Below are 18,423 nucleotides of genomic sequence, written 5' to 3'. Positions count from 1 at the left end.
ATCCTCCGCACCGATCCACCCCCATAGGCCACCGATGCATCTGCAAGAGTTGAAATGCAAAAGCCCCGCCGAACTTCTGGCGTTCGCGGAGGAGCTGCAGATCGAAAACGCCTCGACCCTGCGCAAGCAGGATATGATGTTCGCCATCCTGAAACAGCTCGCCGAAAACGATATTCCGATCTACGGCGACGGTGTTCTTGAAGTCCTCCAGGATGGTTTCGGTTTCCTCCGTTCACCGGAGGCCAATTATCTCCCCGGTCCCGACGACATCTACGTCAGCCCCAATCAGGTTCGCCGCTTCGGCCTGCGGACCGGCGACACGGTGGAGGGGCAGATCCGGGCACCAAAGGATGGGGAACGGTACTTCGCCCTCCTCAAGGTCAACACCATCAACTACGATGCGCCGGAAAAGGTCCGCCACCGCATCAACTTCGACAACCTGACCCCCCTCTATCCCGACGAACGCCTGCGGATGGAGGTGGAAGACCCCACCAAGAAGAACTTCACCGGACGCATCGTCGATCTGGTGGCCCCCCTGGGCAAGGGGCAGCGCGGGCTGATCGTCGCCCCGCCGCGCACCGGCAAGACCGTGATGCTGCAGAACATCGCCCACTCCATCGCCACCAACCACCCCGAGGTCTATCTGATCGTGCTGCTCATCGACGAGCGGCCGGAAGAAGTGACCGACATGGCCCGCTCGGTGAAGGGCGAGGTGATCTCGTCCACCTTCGACGAACCGGCGGTGCGCCACGTGCAGGTGGCCGAGATGGTCATCGAAAAGGCCAAGCGGCTGGTGGAGCACAAGCGTGACGTGGTGATCCTGCTGGACTCCATCACCCGTCTGGCCCGCGCGTACAACACGGTGGTTCCCAGCTCGGGCAAGGTGCTGACGGGTGGTGTGGACGCCAACGCGCTCCAGCGGCCCAAGCGCTTCTTCGGTGCGGCGCGCAACGTGGAAGAGGGCGGGTCGCTGACCATCATCGCCACCGCGCTGATCGACACCGGCAGCCGCATGGACGAAGTGATCTTCGAAGAGTTCAAGGGCACCGGCAACTCGGAAATCGTGCTGGACCGCAAGCTGTCCGACAAGCGCACCTTCCCGGCCATCGACGTGTCCAAGTCGGGTACGCGCAAGGAAGAGATGCTGGTGGACAAGGCCACCATGTCCAAGATGTGGATCCTGCGCCGCATCCTGATGCCCATGGGTGTGACCGACGCCGTGGACTTCCTGGTGGACAAGCTGAAGTACACCAAGACCAACAACGACTTCTTCGACTCGATGAACCAGTAACCCGCCGGGAAACTGTTTCACGGGAAACAGAAAGGCTCCATCCTCCCTCTCCCCACCGGGGAGAGGGATTTTCCGGGGACAAACAGGCCGATCAGGCCGCGGCGGTGACGGTGGCGGCGGTGACCACGCGGTCCTTGCCGCTCTGCTTGGCCACGTACATGCGGTGGTCGGCCACCTCCACCAGGGTTTCCCAATCGGGGGGGAGTTCTTCGGTGAATTCGGCCACGCCGATGCTGGCCGTCTGGCCCGTGCCGTCGGGGCGCTGGGCCAGCCCGCGGGTGCGCAGCCGCTCCACCGCCCGCAGGGCGCCGTCGGTGCCGGTGTTGGGCAGCACCACCAGAAACTCTTCCCCGCCCCAGCGGATCAGAATGTCGCTGGTGCGCAGCACGGCGCGCAGGGATTCCGCCGCGTCGCGCAGCACCCGGTCGCCCTCGTCATGGCCGTGGCGGTCGTTGACCTGCTTGAAATTGTCCAGATCCACGAAAACCAGGGTCAGGGGCTGGCTGGAGCGCTGGGCGTGGGAGAACTGGATGCGCAGCAATTCTTCCCCGATGCGGCGGCCGAAGGCGCCGGTCAGCCCGTCGTGGGATGCCTGATCCACCAGCGCCATCATGAAGTGAAGCTGGCTCATCCCCGCCAGCGTCGCCACCACCATGATGAGCACCAGCAGCCACAGGGCGCCCAGGTAATGGGGGAAGGGGAACACCAGCGACCCGTACATCCCCGCCCCCAGATGGGCGGCCAGCATGGGCAGGGCGAACAGGAACCCCTCCACCGCCGTGATGGGAAAGACGCTGAGCCCGGCCACCATGACGAAGGGCAGGAAGGCGTAGCCCGACCCGATGGCGCCGGAAATCCCCGATACCTCCCGCTCGTTCAGCACGGGGTGGGAGAACAGGAAGAAGAAGGTCGGTACGGCCAGCAGCAGCGCCAGCCCCCGCCACGCCGACCCGATGTCGTCGGTGATCCTGTATCCCAACGCCAGAGCCCCGAAACTGGCCGAGGCGACCACGCGCAGGGCCGCCAGCCAGCCCCACAGGGGCCAGTCGAAGATCATGATGTCGATGATGATCCACAGCGGCGTCAGCACGGCAAAGGCCGCCGCCACCATGCGCACGCGGGAATGAATCAGCACCGCCCGCCGCCGCTGGATCAGCGTGGTGTGGTGCCGGGGGTGTATCAGATCCCTTAGCTGATCGAGGGAGAGATCCCCGCTCACGGCCTGGAAAGCCCTTTCGGCGAAGCTGCGGACAAGATTAATGATCTGTGAATACACATGAACCTCCCTCCCGGCAATGCCTTTGGCGCCTCCTCCCCGGCGCCGGGGTGGCGCAGGTTCCCCCACGGCTGCACCGGGTTCCGGTTTATCCCGCGTTGGGAGAACCGGTGCCCGCTGCCTGCACGCATGGGACGGGCATAGTCGGTTTCGCACAGATATGAAGTCAAGGCGGCCCGAACGTTTCCGCCGCGGCTAATGAGCGCGCAAAGATGTGTAAAATTCTTGCGCTGAATTTTAGGGATATCTTTTGAAACTCTTTCGAACCGGCCCGCGATATTCAGCAGTCTTCAGTTGAGTTAACCGAGTGATTTCGTAGGTCACCCCGCCAGCCCATAGACCTCCACCGGCTCGGCCAGCCCCTTCACCGGGTGCCATCCCAGCGACCCCAGCCGTCCCGGACACAAGGCGGCGAAGGCGGCGGAGGTGAGGACCGGGCGGTCCAGGCGGCTGCACAGTCCCTCGATCCGGCTCAGCAGGTTGACCGCCGGGCCGATGACCGTGAAGTCCAGGCGGTCGGGGGCGCCGATGTTGCCGTACATCACATCGCCCACGTGCAGCGAGATCCCGCAGCGCAGGATCGGCTGGCCCCAGGCGGCGCGCTCGCCGTTCAGCGTGTGCATGGCGGCCAGGGCTTCTTCCGCCGCGGTCAGGGCGCGCAGCGCCGCCACCGCATCGCCGTTTTCGCCGTCCTCGGGCACGGGGAAGACGGCCAGCATGGCGTCGCCGATGAATTTCAGGATCTCGCCGCCCTGGGTCTCCACCGCTCCGCCCATGGCCTCGAAATAATTGTTCAAAAGCGCGATGAGTTCCTCGCGCGGCAGCTTGTCGGCCAGACGGGTGAAGCCGCGCAGGTCGCAGTACCACAAGACCGCGCGCATGTCGGCCCCCGACCCGCGGCGGATCTCGCCCGACAGGATGCGGGCGCCGGTGCGCCGGCCCACGTAGGTGTCGAGCACGGTGGTGGCGAGGAAGCGCAGGGTGATCGATTCCACCACGGTGACGAAGGCCGGCATCACCCCGTCGATCAGCGCGAGATCGGCGGTGGAAAAGCCGCCCGGACGGTCGGTGGCGAAGCTCGCCATGTTGCGCCGCCCGTTGGAGAAGGTCACCGCCATGATCACGTAATCGGTGGCCCCCTGCTCGTGCAGCTCGCCGACGATGGGGTAGGGCCAGGGCGGGGCGATGCTCTCGATGCGGAAGCGCAGCGCCTCCGCCCCCTGGTCCAGGATGGCGGCGATGGGGCTGGCCAGGTATTCCGGCGATTTCTCGGTGTCGTGGCCGCGCTGGACGATCTCCACCGCGTCCTGGTCACGGCGCCAGTAATAGTTCTTGAAGCGGATCTGCGGGTGCAGCAGGCGCAGGCCCAGGGTCATGCGCATCAGGGGTACCCCCGCTGCCCGCAGCTTTTCGGCAAAGGCGTCCAGCAGGCCGGGGATGCCGGGAATCAGGCGGGCATCGCTCAGGATCCAGTCGATGAAGGTCAGCCGGGCCATGGCGGCCTCGTGTTCCCGCGTGCGTTCTGGGCTGCCGGTCGTCACCGCGAAAGACCCCACTGAAACCCTCCTTGATCTTGGATGAAATACTGACCAAGTTTGCGGCGTGCCGCCAGTGCTCTTGCACGCCATCCACCATTTCAGCGGCCAGATGAAGGGTAACGATCATGTTCATCCAGACCGAGCAGACGCCCAATCCGGCGACGCTCAAGTTCCTGCCGGGGTGCGAGGTGCTCGGGCAGGGGACCGCCGACTTCACCAGCCGCGACGATGCCGCCGCCCGCTCCCCCCTGGCCGCGCGCCTGTTCGAGGTCGAGGGCATCCAGGGCGTGTTCCTGGGCAGCGATTTCATCACCATCACCAAGTCCGACGCCCGCGACTGGTTCCTGCTGAAGCCCTCGATCCTAGGCGTCATCATGGAGCATTTCACCGCCGGCCGCCCGGTCCTGACCGGTGAGGCCGACGCCGTGGGTGCGGCCGAGGACGACGACGAGATCGTCACCCAGATCAAGGAACTGCTCGACACCCGGGTCCGCCCCGCCGTGGCCCAGGACGGCGGCGACATCACCTTCCACGGGTTCGAGAAGGGGATCGTGTACCTGCACATGAAGGGGGCCTGCGCCGGCTGTCCCAGCTCCACCGCCACGCTGAAGGCGGGGATCGAGAACATGCTACGCCACTACATCCCCGAAGTGCAGGAAGTGCGGGCGGTTCGGTAAACGGGTTTAAACGCGCGGTGCGAAGGGCGGCCCGCCCTTCGCGCATCCCGGCCAAGGGCCGCGAGGCCCTTGGAACCCGCCTGTTTAGGGTTTTTCGGGGACGACGAACTGGACGCCGAACCAGCGCCAGCGGCCGTCGGGCACCGGCATGGTGCAGTTGACCCGCGTGCGGCCGGGGGGGAAGGGTTCGGCGATGCGCACCTCGATCCGGTGGTCGCCGATGCGTTCCAGCTTCATCCGGCCCTGGCCGGCGGCAAAGCACGCCACACGGCCCAGATCACCCACGTCCCCCACCACGGTGAAGCCCAGGGGCGGCGGGTTGACCGTCAGCAGCGGCTCGTCCGGGGTCAGGTCGTCCACCGGCAGCGGCAGCGCGTTGGCCGCCAGACGGAAACGGTCGATGCTGCCGTACGCCTCGTTCATCACGAAGCGGGGCAGCGCCTTGTCGTCGGCGCCGCTGTAGACCACGCCCGACTGCTGCCCCAACGCCGCCGTGAACCCCAGCGTGCCGGCCAGATCCTGCAGGGCGGTGGAATATTCCCCCTGCGGCCATGCCAGCAGCGTCGGGCGGCGGCCCAGTTCGGCCTCCACCCGGTCGGCGGCGCGGCGGATCTCGGCGCTGGCCTCGTTCAGCGGGCGGCCCAGCAGCGACATGGTGGTGCCGCCCAGAAGCCCGATGGTCACCCCGGCGTTGGCCATCTGCCGCACCTCCGCCCAGCTCATGTGCGTCGGGGCGGCACGGTCCAGCGGATCGGTGGCGATGAACAGAGTGACGGGCAGCCCCGCGGCGCGCAGGCGCGGCCATGCCTCCCGGTAAACCTGCTTGGTGGCGTCGTCGATGGTGATGGCGACGGCGCGGTCGGGCAGGGGCTTGCTCTTCTGGATGGCGTCCAGGATCTCGGGCAGCGGCAGCACGGTATAATCGCCGTCCTGCAGCTCCTCGATGTGGGATTCGAACTGGTCCAGGCGGATGGAGCTGTTGGGCAACTGGTCCTCGCCGAACCGGTTGTAGGCGAAGACCACGGCGCTCGATGCTGGCGCCATCCCGTCGGCACGGGCAGCCGGAACCGTCATGGCCCCGCCGGTGGCGAGGACCACGCCCGCCCAGAGAGCGGCGGCTATGCGGGTGACGGCGCGGCGCAACAGCATGTCCCAACGATAGGAATTAAACGCGGATTGTCCGCGCTTGGTGTGTGGCATAAGCCGCAGGCAGCGGACAAGATGAACCCTTGCCGCCCCGACGGTTCCCAAAGATTGGTGCAAAAATATCACAAGGGTCTGTGATGGCCGGGTCACGGGGGGGGCGGGCGGCTCACCCGCCCATCAGCGCGGTGCCCGCCGCCCGGTCGGTCAGCAGCGGATAGGCCCCGGCCCCCGGCAACTGATAATGCCACCACTCGAAGGCATAGGGCTCGAACCCCGACGCGGCCATGATGCCGGCCAGCAGCGCCCGGTTGCGCACCACCGCCGGGGCCAGATCGGTGCGGCCGTGGTGGGAGTGCGCGGTCATGTCGTCGAAGCCGGTGCCCATGTCCAGCGGCCGGCCGTCCGGCCCGTCGAGCGTCAGATCCACCGCCACCCCGCGGGAATGGTTGGAGCCGGTGCGCGGATCGGCGATGTAGTCGGGGTCGGGACAGGCTTGCCACAGCATCCATTGCGCTTCCACCGGACGGAAGGCATCGTAGAGCCGCAAGCCCAGACCCGCCGCCCGCGCCAGGGCTGCGGCCCGGCCCAGTGCCGCCGCCGCATCGGCGTGCAGAAAGGCCGCCGGACGGCGGTAGAGCGGGTGCCCGGCCAGATTGGCGGCGGTGGCGTACACGATGTCCAGCGTGACGTCGAAGGCGGGCGGGGCGATGGGAATCAGCATGGTATCGCTACAGACGTTGAAACGGGGAACGGCGTGGGCATGAGCATAATCCGGGCGGCGGGCGCGGCAATCATTTCGCCGCGGGGCCGGGCATGAAGGTTCTGGGGCTGGACACCTCCACCTCCGGCTGCTCGGCGGCGGTGTGGGACGACGGAAGGGTGACCGTGCGGCGTGCCGCCCCCATGGCCCGCGGTCAGGCGGAAGCCCTGGTGCCGCTGGTCCAGGGCGTCCTGGACGATGCCGGCGTGACCTTTGCCGGGCTGGACCGGGTGGCGGTGACGGTGGGGCCGGGGGCCTTCACCGGGCTGCGCATCGCGCTGGCGGCGGCGCGGGGCTTTGCGCTGGCCGCGGGGGTGCCGGTGGTGGGGGTGACCAGCTTCGCCGCCATAGCACACGCCCTCGATCCCCAGGAACGGCTGGGCCGGCGGCTGCTGGTGGCGGTGGAATCCCGCCGCACCGAACCGTACCTGCAGCGCTTCGGCGCCGGGCTGGACACGGTGGGCGAGCCGCTGCTGCTGGATCCCGCCGCCGTGCCGGCGTGGCTGGATGGGCTGGATGACGGCGGCTGGGCAGGGCAGGGCGGGCCGCTGCTGGTGGCCGGCGACGGCATGGCCGCCCTGCGCCCGGTGCTGGAGGGGCGGGGCGGCGTGGTCTTTTCCGCCGCCCCCGGCATCCCCGACGCCGCGTCGGTGGCGGCGCTGGGTGCCGTGGCCGGCGACGGGCTGCCGCCGGTGCCGCTCTACCTGCGGGCGCCCGACGTGACCCTGCCCAAGGGGGCGGCCCCGCCCGCGGGTGCGGCATGACCGCCGTGCGGCTGGTGGAGGCCGGTCCCGCCCTGGCCGGGGTGGTGGCGGCGATGCAGCGCGCCTGTTTTCCCGACGACCCCTGGTCGGACGAGTCCGTCGCCACGCTGATGGACCTGCCGGGCCACGCCGCCCTGCTGCTGGTGGCCGGCGGCGGCGATCCCCAGCCGCTTGGCCCCCAGCCGCTCGGCTTCGTCCTGGCCCGCGCGGCGGCGGAGGACGGGGAGATCCTCAGCATCGGCGTGCATCCCGATGCCCGCGGCGGCGGGCATGGGCGCCGGCTGGTGGCGGCGGCGGAACGGGCGGCCGCCGCGCTGGGCGCCACCGTGCTGTTCCTGGAAGTGGCCGAGGACAACATGCCGGCCCGCGCGCTATACAAGGCCTGCGGCTTTGACGCCGTTGGCCGGCGCCCTAAGTATTACCGCCGGGCCGAAGGCCGGGTGGCGGCCCTGATCCTGCGGCGGGACATAACCTCCGCTGCGTGACGCTTAGGCCACTCATAAATTTAAGCGAGCATCATTCCTTTCGTACACGAACAAGATGCACCCCGCCGGGGACGGCGGGGTCTTCGGCCACGACCGCCAGAATGGTGTGCCCCAGTTCCGCCAGAGAACGGGGCACATTCTCCAAGGGTTCACCGGGGTTCAGCCGGATTTCAGCGGTCTGTCCGGGCGCCATCCGCTCGATCAACAACTTCGCCCGGACAAAGGTCAATGGGCATACGTGCGATGTGATGTCCAAGAAGTAATCTGATTCGAATGTTGCCACCGCCTTTTCCTCTTACCGTTCAAAGATTGGATATTGCACGTTTCGCCGAACCTCTTTATATGAAGAACCACGGCATTCCCTGGAGCAATCTTACATGAGCAATGCGTCTCCCTCCAACGCCCTGTTGTCTCTGACCACGGAGATCGTGGCGGCCCATGTTTCGAACAATACAGTGGCGCTGGGCGAACTTCCGACGCTGATCGAGCAGGTTTACAGGTCTCTCGCCAATGTCGGCGTCGAACCCGCCCCGGTGGAAGAACGGCCGCAGCCGGCTGTGGCCATCAAGAAGTCGGTGACACCGGAATACATCGTCTGCCTGGAAGACGGGAAGAAGCTGAAGATGCTGAAGCGGCATCTGAAGACGGCCTACAACATGACGCCCGAAGAATACCGGGAGCGTTGGGGCCTGCCCGCCGATTACCCCATGGTCGCCCCGAACTACGCCCGTCAGCGCAGCTCGCTGGCCAAGCAGATCGGGCTTGGCACCCGCGCCCGCCGCGGCGCTGCCTGAGCCTCTCTTCTGCACGAGGCGGTTGACCCGGAATGGGCGCTTCATGGTATCCACTTCCATGAGCGCCGTTCCGGTCCGTCCGGCACAGGCGTTCGGTTGCCGACGCTGAAACATGAGGACGCCGTTCATCGGCGCGTGCCGGACCATGGCAGAGACAAGCATGGACCCGACCGGTCCCGGCGGGGAAGCGAACGGCGACCTGCGCGTCGGCTCGCTGGAGGTGCGGCTTGCCGCCAACTCCGACGAGCTGGAATGGGCGCAGGCGCTCCGCTACCGCGTGTTCTACACCGAGATGCTGGCCCGCCCGACGCCGGAGATGCTGGCCCGCGGCCTGGATTTCGACGATTTCGACGCGCTGTGCGACCACCTGCTGGTGATCGACCATGCCCGCGGCGGCGGTCCCGCCTCGGTGGTGGGCACCTACCGGCTGATCCGCCGTCCCGCGGCGGAACGGGCCGGGCGCTTCTATTCCTCCGACGAATACGACGTCAGCCCGGTGGCGGGATATCCGGGGCAGGTGCTGGAACTGGGGCGGTCGTGCGTCGATGCCGCTTACCGCAACGGCAGCACCATGCAGCTCTTGTGGAAGGGCATCGCGTCGTACGTCTTCCACCACGACATCGCCATCATGTTCGGCTGCGCCAGCCTGCCCGGCACCGACCCGCAGGCGCTGGCCCGGCCGCTGTCGTACCTCCACCATTACCATCTGGCCCCGCCGGACCTGCGGCCCGTGGCGCTGCCCGACCGCTACGTCTCCATGAACCTGATGCCCAAGGACGAGGTGCAGGTGAAGCGGGCGCTGGTGGACCTGCCGCCGCTGATCAAGGGGTATCTGCGGCTGGGCGGCTTCGTCGGCGAGGGGGCGGTGATCGACCACCAGTTCAACACCACCGACGTCTGCGTGATGGTCAAGACCGACCTCATCACCGACAAATATTCCAAGCACTACGAACGCCGCAACCAGCGCAGCCAGACCGTGTGACGGCTGCTCCGTCCTTGAACGGGGCCAACGGATAAGGAACCGAACGCATGACCATGCGATCGCCGGCTGTGGGGGCCGTCCGGGTGGCGGCCTATCTGGTGTGGACGTGCGCGCTGATCCCGCTGCAGTGGCTGGCGGTGCGCTTCCGGCTGCCGTGGCGGGCCACGCTGCCGCGGTTCTATCACCGTGTCTGCACGCGGCTGATGGGGTTCCGCGTGGTGGTGCGCGGCCAGCGGGAAACCCGCGGACCGGTGCTGTTCGTGTCCAACCATTCCTCCTATCTCGACATCACCATCCTGGGTTCGGTGATCCCCGGCTCCTTCATCGCCAAGACCGAGGTGGGGACGTGGCCCTTCTTCGGCGTGCTGGCCCGGCTGCAGCAGACGGTGTTCGTGGAGCGCAAGGCGCGGTCGTCCGCCGGGCGCCAGCGCGACGACATGCAGGCGCGGCTGGAGGCCGGCGACAGCCTGATCCTGTTCCCCGAGGGCACATCGTCGGACGGCAACCGCACCCTGCCGTTCAAGACGGCGCTGTTCGCCGTGGCGGGGATGCGCATCGACGGGCGGCCCCTGACGGTGCAGCCGGTCAGCATCACCGCCACCCGCCTGGACGGCATCCCCATGGGGCTGATGTGGCGCCCGGCCTATGCGTGGTACGGCGATATGGATCTGGTGCCGCACCTGTGGAACGCCTTTTCGCTGGGCCGCATGACGGTGGAGGTGGAATTCCACCCGCCGGTGACCATCGACGGTTTTTCCAGCCGCAAGGCGCTGGCCGACCATTGCTGGCGGGAAGTGTCCGGCGGCGTGGTCCGCGCCGTGTCGGGCCGCCACACCCGCCCGGCGCCCGTTGCGGCGCAATGACCGGAAACGGCGCCCGGAACAGGCCCGGAAGGGGCGGTTTTTGGGTGGTGCCGTTGACACCGCCTTGGTCCCTTGCGATATCATGATGCCGACAGGCGCGGCGGGGGTTCCGGCGCGCTTTCGACGTTTCTCCCGAGCGCTGTGAGTCAGGGTTGAGCAAGAAGCTGTTTATCAAGACCTGGGGCTGCCAGATGAACGTGTACGATTCCGCCCGCATGGCGGACGTGCTGGCACCCCTGGGCTATCGCCCGGTCGATGACGCCGACGGCGCCGACATGGTGATCCTCAACACCTGCCACATCCGGGAAAAGGCGGCGGAAAAGGTCTTTTCCGAACTGGGCCGGCTGCGCACGCTGAAAGACCGCAAGGCGGTGGTGGAGGGTCAGCGCATGATCCTGGCCGTCGCCGGCTGCGTCGCCCAGGCCGAAGGCGAGGAGATCGTCGCCCGCGCGCCCTATGTCGATATCGTCTTCGGGCCGCAGACCTATCACACCCTGCCGGAAATGGTCGCCCGCGCCCACCGGGCGGCGGGGGCGGTGCTCAATACCGAATTCCCGGCGGAATCCAAGTTCGACCACCTGCCCGACGAGGCGGGGATCGAGGGCGCCACCGCCTTCCTGGCGGTGCAGGAAGGCTGCGACAAGTTCTGCACCTTCTGCGTCGTGCCCTACACCCGCGGGGCCGAATATTCCCGCCCCGCCGCCCAGGTGCTGGCGGAGGCACGGCGGCTGGTGGCCGCGGGGGTGCGCGACATCAACCTGCTGGGCCAGAACGTCAACGCCTATCACGGGGCGGACGCCGACGGCGGCACCTGGAGCCTCGCCCGTCTGATCTACGCCCTGGCCGAGATCGACGGGCTGGAGCGCATCCGCTACACCACCTCCCACCCGCGCGACATGGGCGACGATCTGATCGCCGCCCACGCCGCGGTGCCGCAGTTGATGCCGTACCTGCACCTGCCGATCCAGGCCGGGTCCGACCGCATCCTGGCGGCCATGAACCGCCGCCATACCGCCGACGATTACCGCCGGCTGGTGGACAAGCTGCGCACGGCCAAGCCCGATCTGGCGCTGTCGGGCGATTTCATCGTGGGCTATCCCGGTGAAAGCGACGCCGACTTCGCCGCCACCTTGCGTTTGGTGCAGGATGTGGGGTACGCCCAGGCGTACTCCTTCAAGTACAGCCCGCGCCCCGGCACCCCGGCGGCGGTGGACGACACCCAGGTGCCGGAGGATGTGAAATCCGCCCGCCTGAGCGCCCTGCAGCAGCTTCTGGATGCTCAGCAGGCGGCGTTCAACCAGGGCTTCGTCGGGCGTACGGTGCCGGTGCTGTTCGACCGCGCCGGCAAGCGTACGGGCCAGATCCAGGGGCGCAGCCCGTGGATGCAGTCGGTGTACGTGCAGGCCCCCGAACGGCTGCTGGGCGCCATCGTGCCCGTACGCATCGACTCCGCCCACACCAACAGCCTGGCCGGCACGGTGGAAACCGGCATGGTCACCACCGGCACAGGCGTACATCCCCTTTCCCCGGCAACCATGGAGACACGCGCGTGACGGCAACGGCGGAGCAGAGGTTGGACCTGCGTTTCGACGACAACCGGCTGCTGCCCATGCTCTACGGCGCCCACGACCAGCATCTGGCGCGGCTGGAAACCCAGCTTGGGGTGTCGATCATTCACCGGGGCAACGCCCTGACCATCACCGGCCCGGCGGACGCCATGGACGGCGCCCGCGCCGCGCTGGAAGCGCTGTACGAGCGGCTGAAGCTGGGCTTGAGCGTCGGAGCGGGGGAGGTGGATGCCGCCGCCCGCATGGTGCAGCAGGCGGCGGGCGGGGGTATCGGCCGCGGGGCCGCGCTGTCGGCGCTGATCCGCCCCGATTTCCAGGTCCGCACCCGGCGCAAGGGGGCCATCAGCCCGCGCACCCCGGTGCAGGCGGAGTATCTGCAGGCCCTGGCCGAGTCCGAGATGGTGTTCGGCCTCGGTCCCGCCGGCACCGGCAAGACCTATCTGGCGGTGGCCCAGGCGGTGGCGATGCTGACGTCGGGTCAGGTCAGCCGCATCGTGCTGTCCCGCCCGGCGGTGGAGGCGGGGGAGCGGCTGGGCTTCCTGCCCGGCGACATGCGCGACAAGGTGGACCCGTACCTGCGCCCGCTCTATGACGCGCTCAACGACATGCTGCCCGCCGAACAGGTGCAGAAACGCATCGCGTCGGGGGAGATCGAGATCGCGCCGCTGGCCTTCATGCGCGGGCGCACGCTGGCCGACGCCTTCGTCATTCTGGACGAGGCGCAGAACACCACGCCCATGCAGATGAAGATGTTCCTGACCCGCCTGGGCGAGGGCGGGCGCATGGCGGTGACCGGCGACATCACCCAGATCGACCTGCCCGCCGGCACCCGGTCGGGCCTGCGCGACGCCATCGACATTCTGGACGGGGTGGAGGGCGTGCGCTTCGTGCGCTTTTCCGATGCCGATGTTGTGCGGCACCCTCTGGTCAGCCGGATCATTCGCGCTTATGATCGGCATGAAGCGGCGGCCCGCACCCCGAACCCCCTGAAACCCGGGGTGGGTGAAGGCCGCGCAACGGAGGGTCAATCCGGTGTCTCCTGACGCCCCGGCTGGAAACGTTCCGGCCGTCGCTGAACTGGTCGAGGTCACCGTCAGCCGCGAGGCGGGCGCGTGGCCCGATGGCGCCGAGGCTTTGGCCGCCCGTGCCGCCTATGCCGCCCTGACACCCTTCTGGGGGCCGGACGACGGGCCGGCGGAACTGTCCGTCGTGCTGGCCGGCGATGCGCTGGTGCAGCGTCTGAACCGCGAGTACCGCGGCAAGGACAAGCCCACCAACGTCCTGTCCTTCGCGCTCACCGAATCCGACGATCCCGACCGGGACGGCGGGCCCACCATCCTGGGCGACGTCATCCTGGCCCACGAGACGCTGGTCCGCGAAGCCGCGGATCAGGTCAAGCCGCTGGACTCCCACTTCGCCCATCTCGTGGTCCATGGTGTCCTGCACCTGCTGGGCTATGACCACGAGGAGGACGCCGACGCCGACGAGATGGAGGCGTTGGAGGTGGAGATCCTGGCGGAGCTGGGCATCGCCAACCCCTATACCACCCCGCCGCCCGGCGGCGGTGATCCTACGGTGCCGCCCGAGGGCGGCATTCCCGTGCAACCCCGATCAGCAGGACCATGACCGAAACATCCGACAGTCGATCGCCCCGTTCGGACGGGGCCGATGACAACCATTCCCTGGGGCACCTCTTTCGCGGGCTGCTCCGTTCCGTTCTCGGTGGCCGCGGCGATGAGACGCTGCGGGAAACCATCGGCGGACTGATCGAGACGAAGGACGGCGGATCGGAGCCGTCCCTGGGCGACAGCGAGCGCGCCCTTCTCACCAACATCCTCCAGCTTCACGACCGCACCGTCGCCGACGTGATGGTGCCGCGCGCCGACATCGTGGCGGTGGATGTGGATACCCCCTTGCCCGATCTGGTCCGCCGCATGGCGGACGAGGCCCATTCCCGCCTTCCCGTCTATCGCGAAACGCTGGACGACGTGGTGGGCATGGTCCACATCAAGGACGTTCTCGCCTGCGTCGCCCAGAACCGCGCCTGCACCCTGGCGGAAATCCTGCGCGACGTGACCATCGTGGCGCCGTCCATGCGGGTTCTCGACCTGCTGCGCCAGATGCGCCAGACCCACCAGCATCTGGCCCTGGTGGTGGACGAGTTCGGCGGCATCGACGGTCTGGTCACCATCGAGGATCTGGTGGAAGAGATCGTCGGCGAGATCGAGGATGAACACGACGAGGCCCATGTCCCCCACCTGACCGAACGTCCCGACGGCACGCTGATCGCCGATGCCCGTCTGCCGGTGGAGGAGTTCGAGGAAAAGGTCGGCACCGTCCTGACCGAAGAGGAGCGGGAGGAGGTGGATACGCTGGGCGGCCTCGTGGTCTCCCTGGCGGGCCGCGTGCCGGGCCGCGGCGAGACGCTGCGCCATTCCTCGGGCCTGGAGTTCGAGATCATCGACGCCGACCCGCGGCGCATCAAGCGCCTGCGCATCCGCAACATGGCCGCCAACACCGACACCCTGGCCGCCACCGGCTGAGGCGTTTAAACACGTTTAAACGCCCGTTCCCAACAGACCCTCTCCCCACCGGGGAGAGGGTCGGTTCCTTACCCCTCGCCGAACTCGGTGGGGTCCAGCACCAGAATCCCGTCTTCGTCGGCGAACACCCGATCCCCCGGCGCCACCCGCAGCCCGGCGAAGGTCAGGGTCAACCCCGCCTGCCCCTCGCCGTTGCGCACGGTCTTGCGCGGGATGGTGTCCAGCGCCTTGATGCCCAGGTCCAGCGTGGCCAGCACCGCGCAATCGCGCACGGCGCCGTGGATCACCACGCCTTCCCACCCGTTCTTCACCGCGCTTTGCGCGATCAGGTCGCCCATCAGGGCGGCGCGCAGGCTGCCGCCGCCGTCCACCACCAGCACCTTGCCCTGGCCGGGGGTGGCCAGCAGTTCCTTGACGCGTGAATTGTCCTCGAAGCACTTCACGGTCACCGCCGCCCCGGAAAACCGGCGGCGGGCGCCGAAATCGCGGAAACCGGCGTCGGCCACGCGGGCCGTGCCCTCGAAACGGTCGTAAAGGTCGCAGGTGCTCTCAGCCATGGCCGCAGTCTCCCGACATGCACAGGGGGTTTCGTGCGGCGGAGTGTGACCGCGGACAAAGCCCGGCTCAAGCCGGGAATTGGTATGACCAAATCCCCGCTGCATCCTGGATTGGCCGTTTCCCCCGTTCCGGCCAAATCAAGCCTCCGCTTTGCGGATAAAAGGTAACACCACTTCAAATCGCCACAGAGTTTTTGTGCCGTTGCGATTCTTGGAATCCTCGTGCGTTCGCTTGCCCAAGCGGCAAAGGAGGGCTATAACACCCCCCAATTTACGGGGAGGCTCATGGCCGCACGGCTTTGGTCGTCGTCACCACACCTTCCGGCCCCCGGGGCCGCGGTGCGATGGTGTTCTTCCCCCCGCCCAGCACGCGCCCGGCGGGTGACCCAGCCATTGCCCCTTGAGCCTGTGATCCCGACCCTGCCGGCGTTCTCACCCCGCCGGCCCCAGACCCTGATGGGCAGCGGCAGCGCCTCTGGCCGCTCGATCCAGAACAAAGCCCGGCCAACGGGTTGGAGCCATCGGTCGAAACGAACCTTGTTGTCCAGCAACCATCAGACGAGAGGATCTTCCAGTGCTTGAAGCTTACCGCCAGCATGTCGCTGAGCGTGCCGCGCTCGGAATTCCGCCCCTGCCGCTGTCGGCCCAGCAGACCGAGGAGCTGATCGGCCTTCTGCTCGCTCCCCCCGCGGGCGAAGAAGCGTTCCTGGTCGATCTCATCACCCACCGCGTCCCCGCCGGTGTGGACGACGCCGCCCGCGTCAAGGCCGGCTTCCTGGCCAAGGTCGCCAAGGGCGAACAGGTCTGCGCCCTGATCTCCAAGGTCAAGGCCACCGAACTGCTGGGCACCATGCTCGGCGGCTTCAACATCAAGCCGCTGATCGACCTGCTGGGCGACGCCGAGACCGGGGCCGCCGCCGCCGCCGGCCTGAAGACCACGCTCCTGATGTTCGACTATTTCCACGACGTCAAGGAACTGGCCGACAAGGGCAACGCCAACGCCAAGGAAGTGCTGCAGTCCTGGGCCGACGCCGAGTGGTTCACCTCGCGCCCGGAAGTGCCGGCCAGCCTGACCCTGACCATCTTCAAGGTCACGGGCGAAACCAACACCGACGACCTGTCGCCGGCCCCCGATGCGTGGTCGCGCCCCGACATCCCCCTGCACGCCCTGGCGATGCTGAAGAACGCCCGCCCCGGCATCGAGCCGGAAGAGGCGGGCGTGCGCGGCCCGGTCAAGCAGATCGAAGGGCTGAAGGCCAAGGGCAACCTCGTCGCCTACGTCGGCGACGTGGTGGGCACCGGCTCGTCGCGCAAGTCGGCCACCAACTCCGTGCTGTGGTGGACGGGCGAGGACATCCCCTTCGTCCCCAACAAGCGTTTCGGCGGCGTGTGCCTGGGCACCAAGATCGCCCCCATCTTCTACAACACCATGGAAGACGCCGGCGCCCTGCCGATCGAACTCGACGTGTCCAAGATGGACATGGGCGACGTGATCGAGCTGCGCCCGTACGAGGGCAAGGCCCTGAAGAACGGCGAGGTCATCGCCGAATTCACGGTCAAGTCCGACGTGATCTTCGACGAGGTGCGCGCCGGCGGCCGTATTCCGCTCATCATCGGCCGCGGCCTGACCGCGCGTGCCCGTGAGGCGCTGGGCCTGGCCCCGTCCACCCTGTTCCGCCTGCCGTCCTCGCCCGCCGACAGCGGCAAGGGCTTCAGCCTGGCGCAGAAGATGGTCGGCCGCGCCTGCGGTCTGCCGGAAGGTCAGGGTGTCCGCCCCGGCACCTATTGCGAGCCGAAGATGACCACCGTGGGGTCGCAGGACACCACCGGTCCGATGACCCGCGACGAGCTGAAGGATCTGGCCTGCCTGGGCTTCTCCGCCGACCTCGTGATGCAGTCGTTCTGCCACACCGCCGCTTATCCCAAGCTGGTGGACGTGAAGATGCACCACGAGCTGCCCACCTTCATCTCCACCCGCGGCGGTGTCGCTCTGCGTCCCGGTGACGGCGTGATCCACTCGTGGCTGAACCGTCTGCTGATGCCCGACACCGTGGGCACCGGCGGCGACAGCCACACCCGCTTCCCCATCGGCATCTCGTTCCCCGCCGGCTCGGGCCTCGTGGCCTTCGCCGCCGCCACCGGCGTCATGCCGCTGGACATGCCGGAAAGCGTGCTGGTCCGCTTCAAGGGCGAGATGCAGCCGGGCATCACGCTGCGTGATCTCGTCAACGCCATCCCGCTCTACGCTATCCGCCAGGGCCTGCTGACGGTGGAGAAGAAGGGCAAGAAGAACATCTTCTCCGGCCGCATCCTGGAAATCGAAGGGCTGCCCGACCTGAAGGTCGAACAGGCGTTCGAGCTGTCGGATGCCTCGGCGGAACGGTCGGCGGCGGCCTGCACCGTGCGTCTGAACGAAGCCCCGATCATCGAATACATGCGGTCGAACATCACGCTGATGAAGTGGATGATCGCCAACGGCTACCAGGACCGCCGGACCCTGGAGCGCCGCATCGCGTCGATGGAAAGCTGGATTGCCAATCCGTCGCTGCTGCAGCCGGACGCCGACGCCGAATACGCCGCCGTGATCGACATCGATCTGGCCGACATCAAGGAACCCATCGTCGCCTGCCCGAACGACCCGGACGACGTGAAGGTTCTGACCGAGGTTGCCGGCGACAAGATCGACGAGGTGTTCATCGGCTCGTGCATGACCAACATCGGTCACTTCCGCGCCGCCGGTAAGGTGCTGGAAGGCAAGAGCGACATCCCGACCCGCCTGTGGATCGCCCCGCCCACCAAGATGGATGCCCAGATCCTGACCGAGGAAGGCTATTACAGCGTTCTCGGCAAGTCGGGTGCCCGCATGGAGATGCCCGGCTGTTCGCTGTGCATGGGCAACCAGGCCCAGGTCCGCAAGGGCTCGACGGCCATGTCCACCTCGACCCGCAACTTCCCCAACCGCCTGGGCCTGGACACCCGCGTGTACTTGGGTTCGGCGGAACTGGCGGCGGTCTGCGCCCTGCTGGGCAAGATCCCGACCGTGGCCGAGTACATGGAGCAGGTGAGCGTGGTCAACAAGAAGGCCGGCGACATCTACCGCTACATGAACTTCGACCAGATCCCCTCGTTCGTCGAGGCGGCGAAGTCGGTCGCGTGATAGCGGCTGTCGTCTGAGACGA

At 67.6% G+C, this 18,423-nt stretch carries 18 protein-coding genes; 12 read left to right on the top strand and 6 right to left on the bottom strand.

The window, feature by feature from the left end; genetic code table 11:
- Positions 1-34 precede the first annotated feature (34 nt).
- The gene (gene rho / locus M2352_RS03340) at positions 35-1,291 is read left to right on the top strand and encodes a transcription termination factor Rho (protein WP_264663089.1); all 1,257 of its coding nucleotides are present in this window, start codon (positions 35-37) and stop codon (positions 1,289-1,291) included.
- Positions 1,292-1,382: 91 nt separating this feature from the next.
- Here rho and M2352_RS03335 read toward each other — a convergent pair whose 3' ends face one another.
- Positions 1,383-2,510 carry a GGDEF domain-containing protein gene (locus M2352_RS03335; RefSeq protein ID WP_264663088.1) on the bottom strand — a complete coding sequence of 376 codons (1,128 nt, stop codon included), beginning with the start codon at positions 2,508-2,510 and terminating at the stop codon, positions 1,383-1,385.
- 377 nt (positions 2,511-2,887) lie between these two features.
- Positions 2,888-4,123, bottom strand: a complete 1,236-nt coding sequence (locus tag M2352_RS03330) for an adenylate/guanylate cyclase domain-containing protein (RefSeq protein ID WP_264663087.1) — start codon at positions 4,121-4,123, stop codon at positions 2,888-2,890.
- A 107-nt stretch (positions 4,124-4,230) separates the two neighbouring features.
- On the opposite strand from M2352_RS03330, the gene M2352_RS03325 reads away from it, so the two are divergent.
- The gene (locus M2352_RS03325) at positions 4,231-4,782 is read left to right on the top strand and encodes a NifU family protein (protein ID WP_264663086.1); all 552 of its coding nucleotides are present in this window, start codon (positions 4,231-4,233) and stop codon (positions 4,780-4,782) included.
- 84 nt (positions 4,783-4,866) lie between these two features.
- Here M2352_RS03325 and M2352_RS03320 read toward each other — a convergent pair whose 3' ends face one another.
- Positions 4,867-5,931, bottom strand: coding sequence for a polysaccharide deacetylase family protein (locus M2352_RS03320; RefSeq protein ID WP_264663085.1), 1,065 nt, complete (start codon positions 5,929-5,931; stop codon positions 4,867-4,869).
- Positions 5,932-6,094: 163 nt separating this feature from the next.
- Positions 6,095-6,649 (bottom strand): D-alanyl-D-alanine dipeptidase, encoded by a 555-nt coding sequence (ddpX, locus tag M2352_RS03315; RefSeq protein ID WP_264663084.1) that lies wholly within the window; start codon positions 6,647-6,649, stop codon positions 6,095-6,097.
- Positions 6,650-6,741: 92 nt separating this feature from the next.
- Here ddpX and tsaB point away from each other — a divergent pair, with 92 nt between their 5' ends.
- Complete coding sequence (tsaB, locus tag M2352_RS03310; protein WP_264663083.1) at positions 6,742-7,452, top strand: tRNA (adenosine(37)-N6)-threonylcarbamoyltransferase complex dimerization subunit type 1 TsaB; 711 nt, start codon at positions 6,742-6,744, stop codon at positions 7,450-7,452.
- Positions 7,449-7,937 (top strand): GNAT family N-acetyltransferase, encoded by a 489-nt coding sequence (locus M2352_RS03305; protein WP_264663082.1) that lies wholly within the window; start codon positions 7,449-7,451, stop codon positions 7,935-7,937. Before tsaB ends, M2352_RS03305 begins: the two co-directional genes overlap by 4 nt.
- A gap of 31 nt (positions 7,938-7,968) precedes the next feature.
- On the opposite strand, the gene M2352_RS03300 is transcribed toward M2352_RS03305, so the two are convergent.
- Complete coding sequence (locus tag M2352_RS03300; RefSeq protein ID WP_264663081.1) at positions 7,969-8,220, bottom strand: sulfurtransferase TusA family protein; 252 nt, start codon at positions 8,218-8,220, stop codon at positions 7,969-7,971.
- Between the two features lie 94 nt (positions 8,221-8,314).
- Here M2352_RS03300 and M2352_RS03295 point away from each other — a divergent pair, with 94 nt between their 5' ends.
- The 7 genes from M2352_RS03295 (at position 8,315) to M2352_RS03265 (ending at position 14,687) form a co-directional block, all read left to right on the top strand.
- The gene (locus M2352_RS03295) at positions 8,315-8,731 is read left to right on the top strand and encodes a MucR family transcriptional regulator (protein ID WP_264663080.1); all 417 of its coding nucleotides are present in this window, start codon (positions 8,315-8,317) and stop codon (positions 8,729-8,731) included.
- 160 nt (positions 8,732-8,891) lie between these two features.
- Positions 8,892-9,713: a GNAT family N-acetyltransferase gene (locus tag M2352_RS03290; protein ID WP_264663079.1), complete on the top strand. Its 822-nt coding sequence runs from the start codon at positions 8,892-8,894 to the stop codon at positions 9,711-9,713.
- 47 nt (positions 9,714-9,760) lie between these two features.
- The gene (locus M2352_RS03285) at positions 9,761-10,576 is read left to right on the top strand and encodes a lysophospholipid acyltransferase family protein (protein ID WP_406567225.1); all 816 of its coding nucleotides are present in this window, start codon (positions 9,761-9,763) and stop codon (positions 10,574-10,576) included.
- A gap of 152 nt (positions 10,577-10,728) precedes the next feature.
- On the top strand, positions 10,729-12,129 hold the full coding sequence (miaB, locus tag M2352_RS03280; protein WP_264663078.1) for a tRNA (N6-isopentenyl adenosine(37)-C2)-methylthiotransferase MiaB: 1,401 nt from the start codon (positions 10,729-10,731) through the stop codon (positions 12,127-12,129).
- On the top strand, positions 12,126-13,187 hold the full coding sequence (locus M2352_RS03275; RefSeq protein WP_406567224.1) for a PhoH family protein: 1,062 nt from the start codon (positions 12,126-12,128) through the stop codon (positions 13,185-13,187). The genes miaB and M2352_RS03275 overlap by 4 nt, the downstream gene beginning before the upstream one ends.
- Positions 13,188-13,221: 34 nt before the next feature.
- Positions 13,222-13,770, top strand: coding sequence for an rRNA maturation RNase YbeY (ybeY, locus tag M2352_RS03270; RefSeq protein WP_406567261.1), 549 nt, complete (start codon positions 13,222-13,224; stop codon positions 13,768-13,770).
- A complete protein-coding gene (locus tag M2352_RS03265; protein ID WP_264663077.1) occupies positions 13,767-14,687 on the top strand; it encodes a hemolysin family protein in 921 nt (306 codons plus the stop codon). The genes ybeY and M2352_RS03265 overlap by 4 nt, the downstream gene beginning before the upstream one ends.
- Positions 14,688-14,755: 68 nt before the next feature.
- Here the strand turns inward: M2352_RS03265 and rraA are convergent, their stop codons facing one another.
- Complete coding sequence (gene rraA, locus M2352_RS03260; protein WP_264663076.1) at positions 14,756-15,244, bottom strand: ribonuclease E activity regulator RraA; 489 nt, start codon at positions 15,242-15,244, stop codon at positions 14,756-14,758.
- A gap of 574 nt (positions 15,245-15,818) precedes the next feature.
- Here rraA and acnB point away from each other — a divergent pair.
- Entirely contained in the window at positions 15,819-18,401 is a 2,583-nt protein-coding gene (gene acnB, locus M2352_RS03255; protein WP_264663075.1) for a bifunctional aconitate hydratase 2/2-methylisocitrate dehydratase, read from the top strand.
- Positions 18,402-18,423: the final 22 nt, after the last annotated feature.

The organism is Azospirillum fermentarium (genome assembly GCF_025961205.1).
Classification (GTDB): Bacteria; Pseudomonadota; Alphaproteobacteria; order Azospirillales; family Azospirillaceae; genus Azospirillum; species Azospirillum fermentarium.
This window is presented reverse-complemented; position numbering and strand designations above follow the sequence as displayed.

Coding starts and splice junctions, on each gene's coding strand:
- rho (WP_264663089.1), top strand. CDS start 35: ATGCATCTGCAAGAGTTGAAATGCAAAAGCCCCGCCGAACTTCTGGCG.
- M2352_RS03325 (WP_264663086.1), top strand. CDS start 4,231: ATGTTCATCCAGACCGAGCAGACGCCCAATCCGGCGACGCTCAAGTTC.
- M2352_RS03320 (WP_264663085.1), bottom strand. CDS start 5,931: ATGCTGTTGCGCCGCGCCGTCACCCGCATAGCCGCCGCTCTCTGGGCG.
- ddpX (WP_264663084.1), bottom strand. CDS start 6,649: ATGCTGATTCCCATCGCCCCGCCCGCCTTCGACGTCACGCTGGACATC.
- tsaB (WP_264663083.1), top strand. CDS start 6,742: ATGAAGGTTCTGGGGCTGGACACCTCCACCTCCGGCTGCTCGGCGGCG.
- M2352_RS03305 (WP_264663082.1), top strand. CDS start 7,449: ATGACCGCCGTGCGGCTGGTGGAGGCCGGTCCCGCCCTGGCCGGGGTG.
- M2352_RS03295 (WP_264663080.1), top strand. CDS start 8,315: ATGAGCAATGCGTCTCCCTCCAACGCCCTGTTGTCTCTGACCACGGAG.
- M2352_RS03290 (WP_264663079.1), top strand. CDS start 8,892: ATGGACCCGACCGGTCCCGGCGGGGAAGCGAACGGCGACCTGCGCGTC.
- M2352_RS03285 (WP_406567225.1), top strand. CDS start 9,761: ATGACCATGCGATCGCCGGCTGTGGGGGCCGTCCGGGTGGCGGCCTAT.
- M2352_RS03265 (WP_264663077.1), top strand. CDS start 13,767: ATGACCGAAACATCCGACAGTCGATCGCCCCGTTCGGACGGGGCCGAT.
- rraA (WP_264663076.1), bottom strand. CDS start 15,244: ATGGCTGAGAGCACCTGCGACCTTTACGACCGTTTCGAGGGCACGGCC.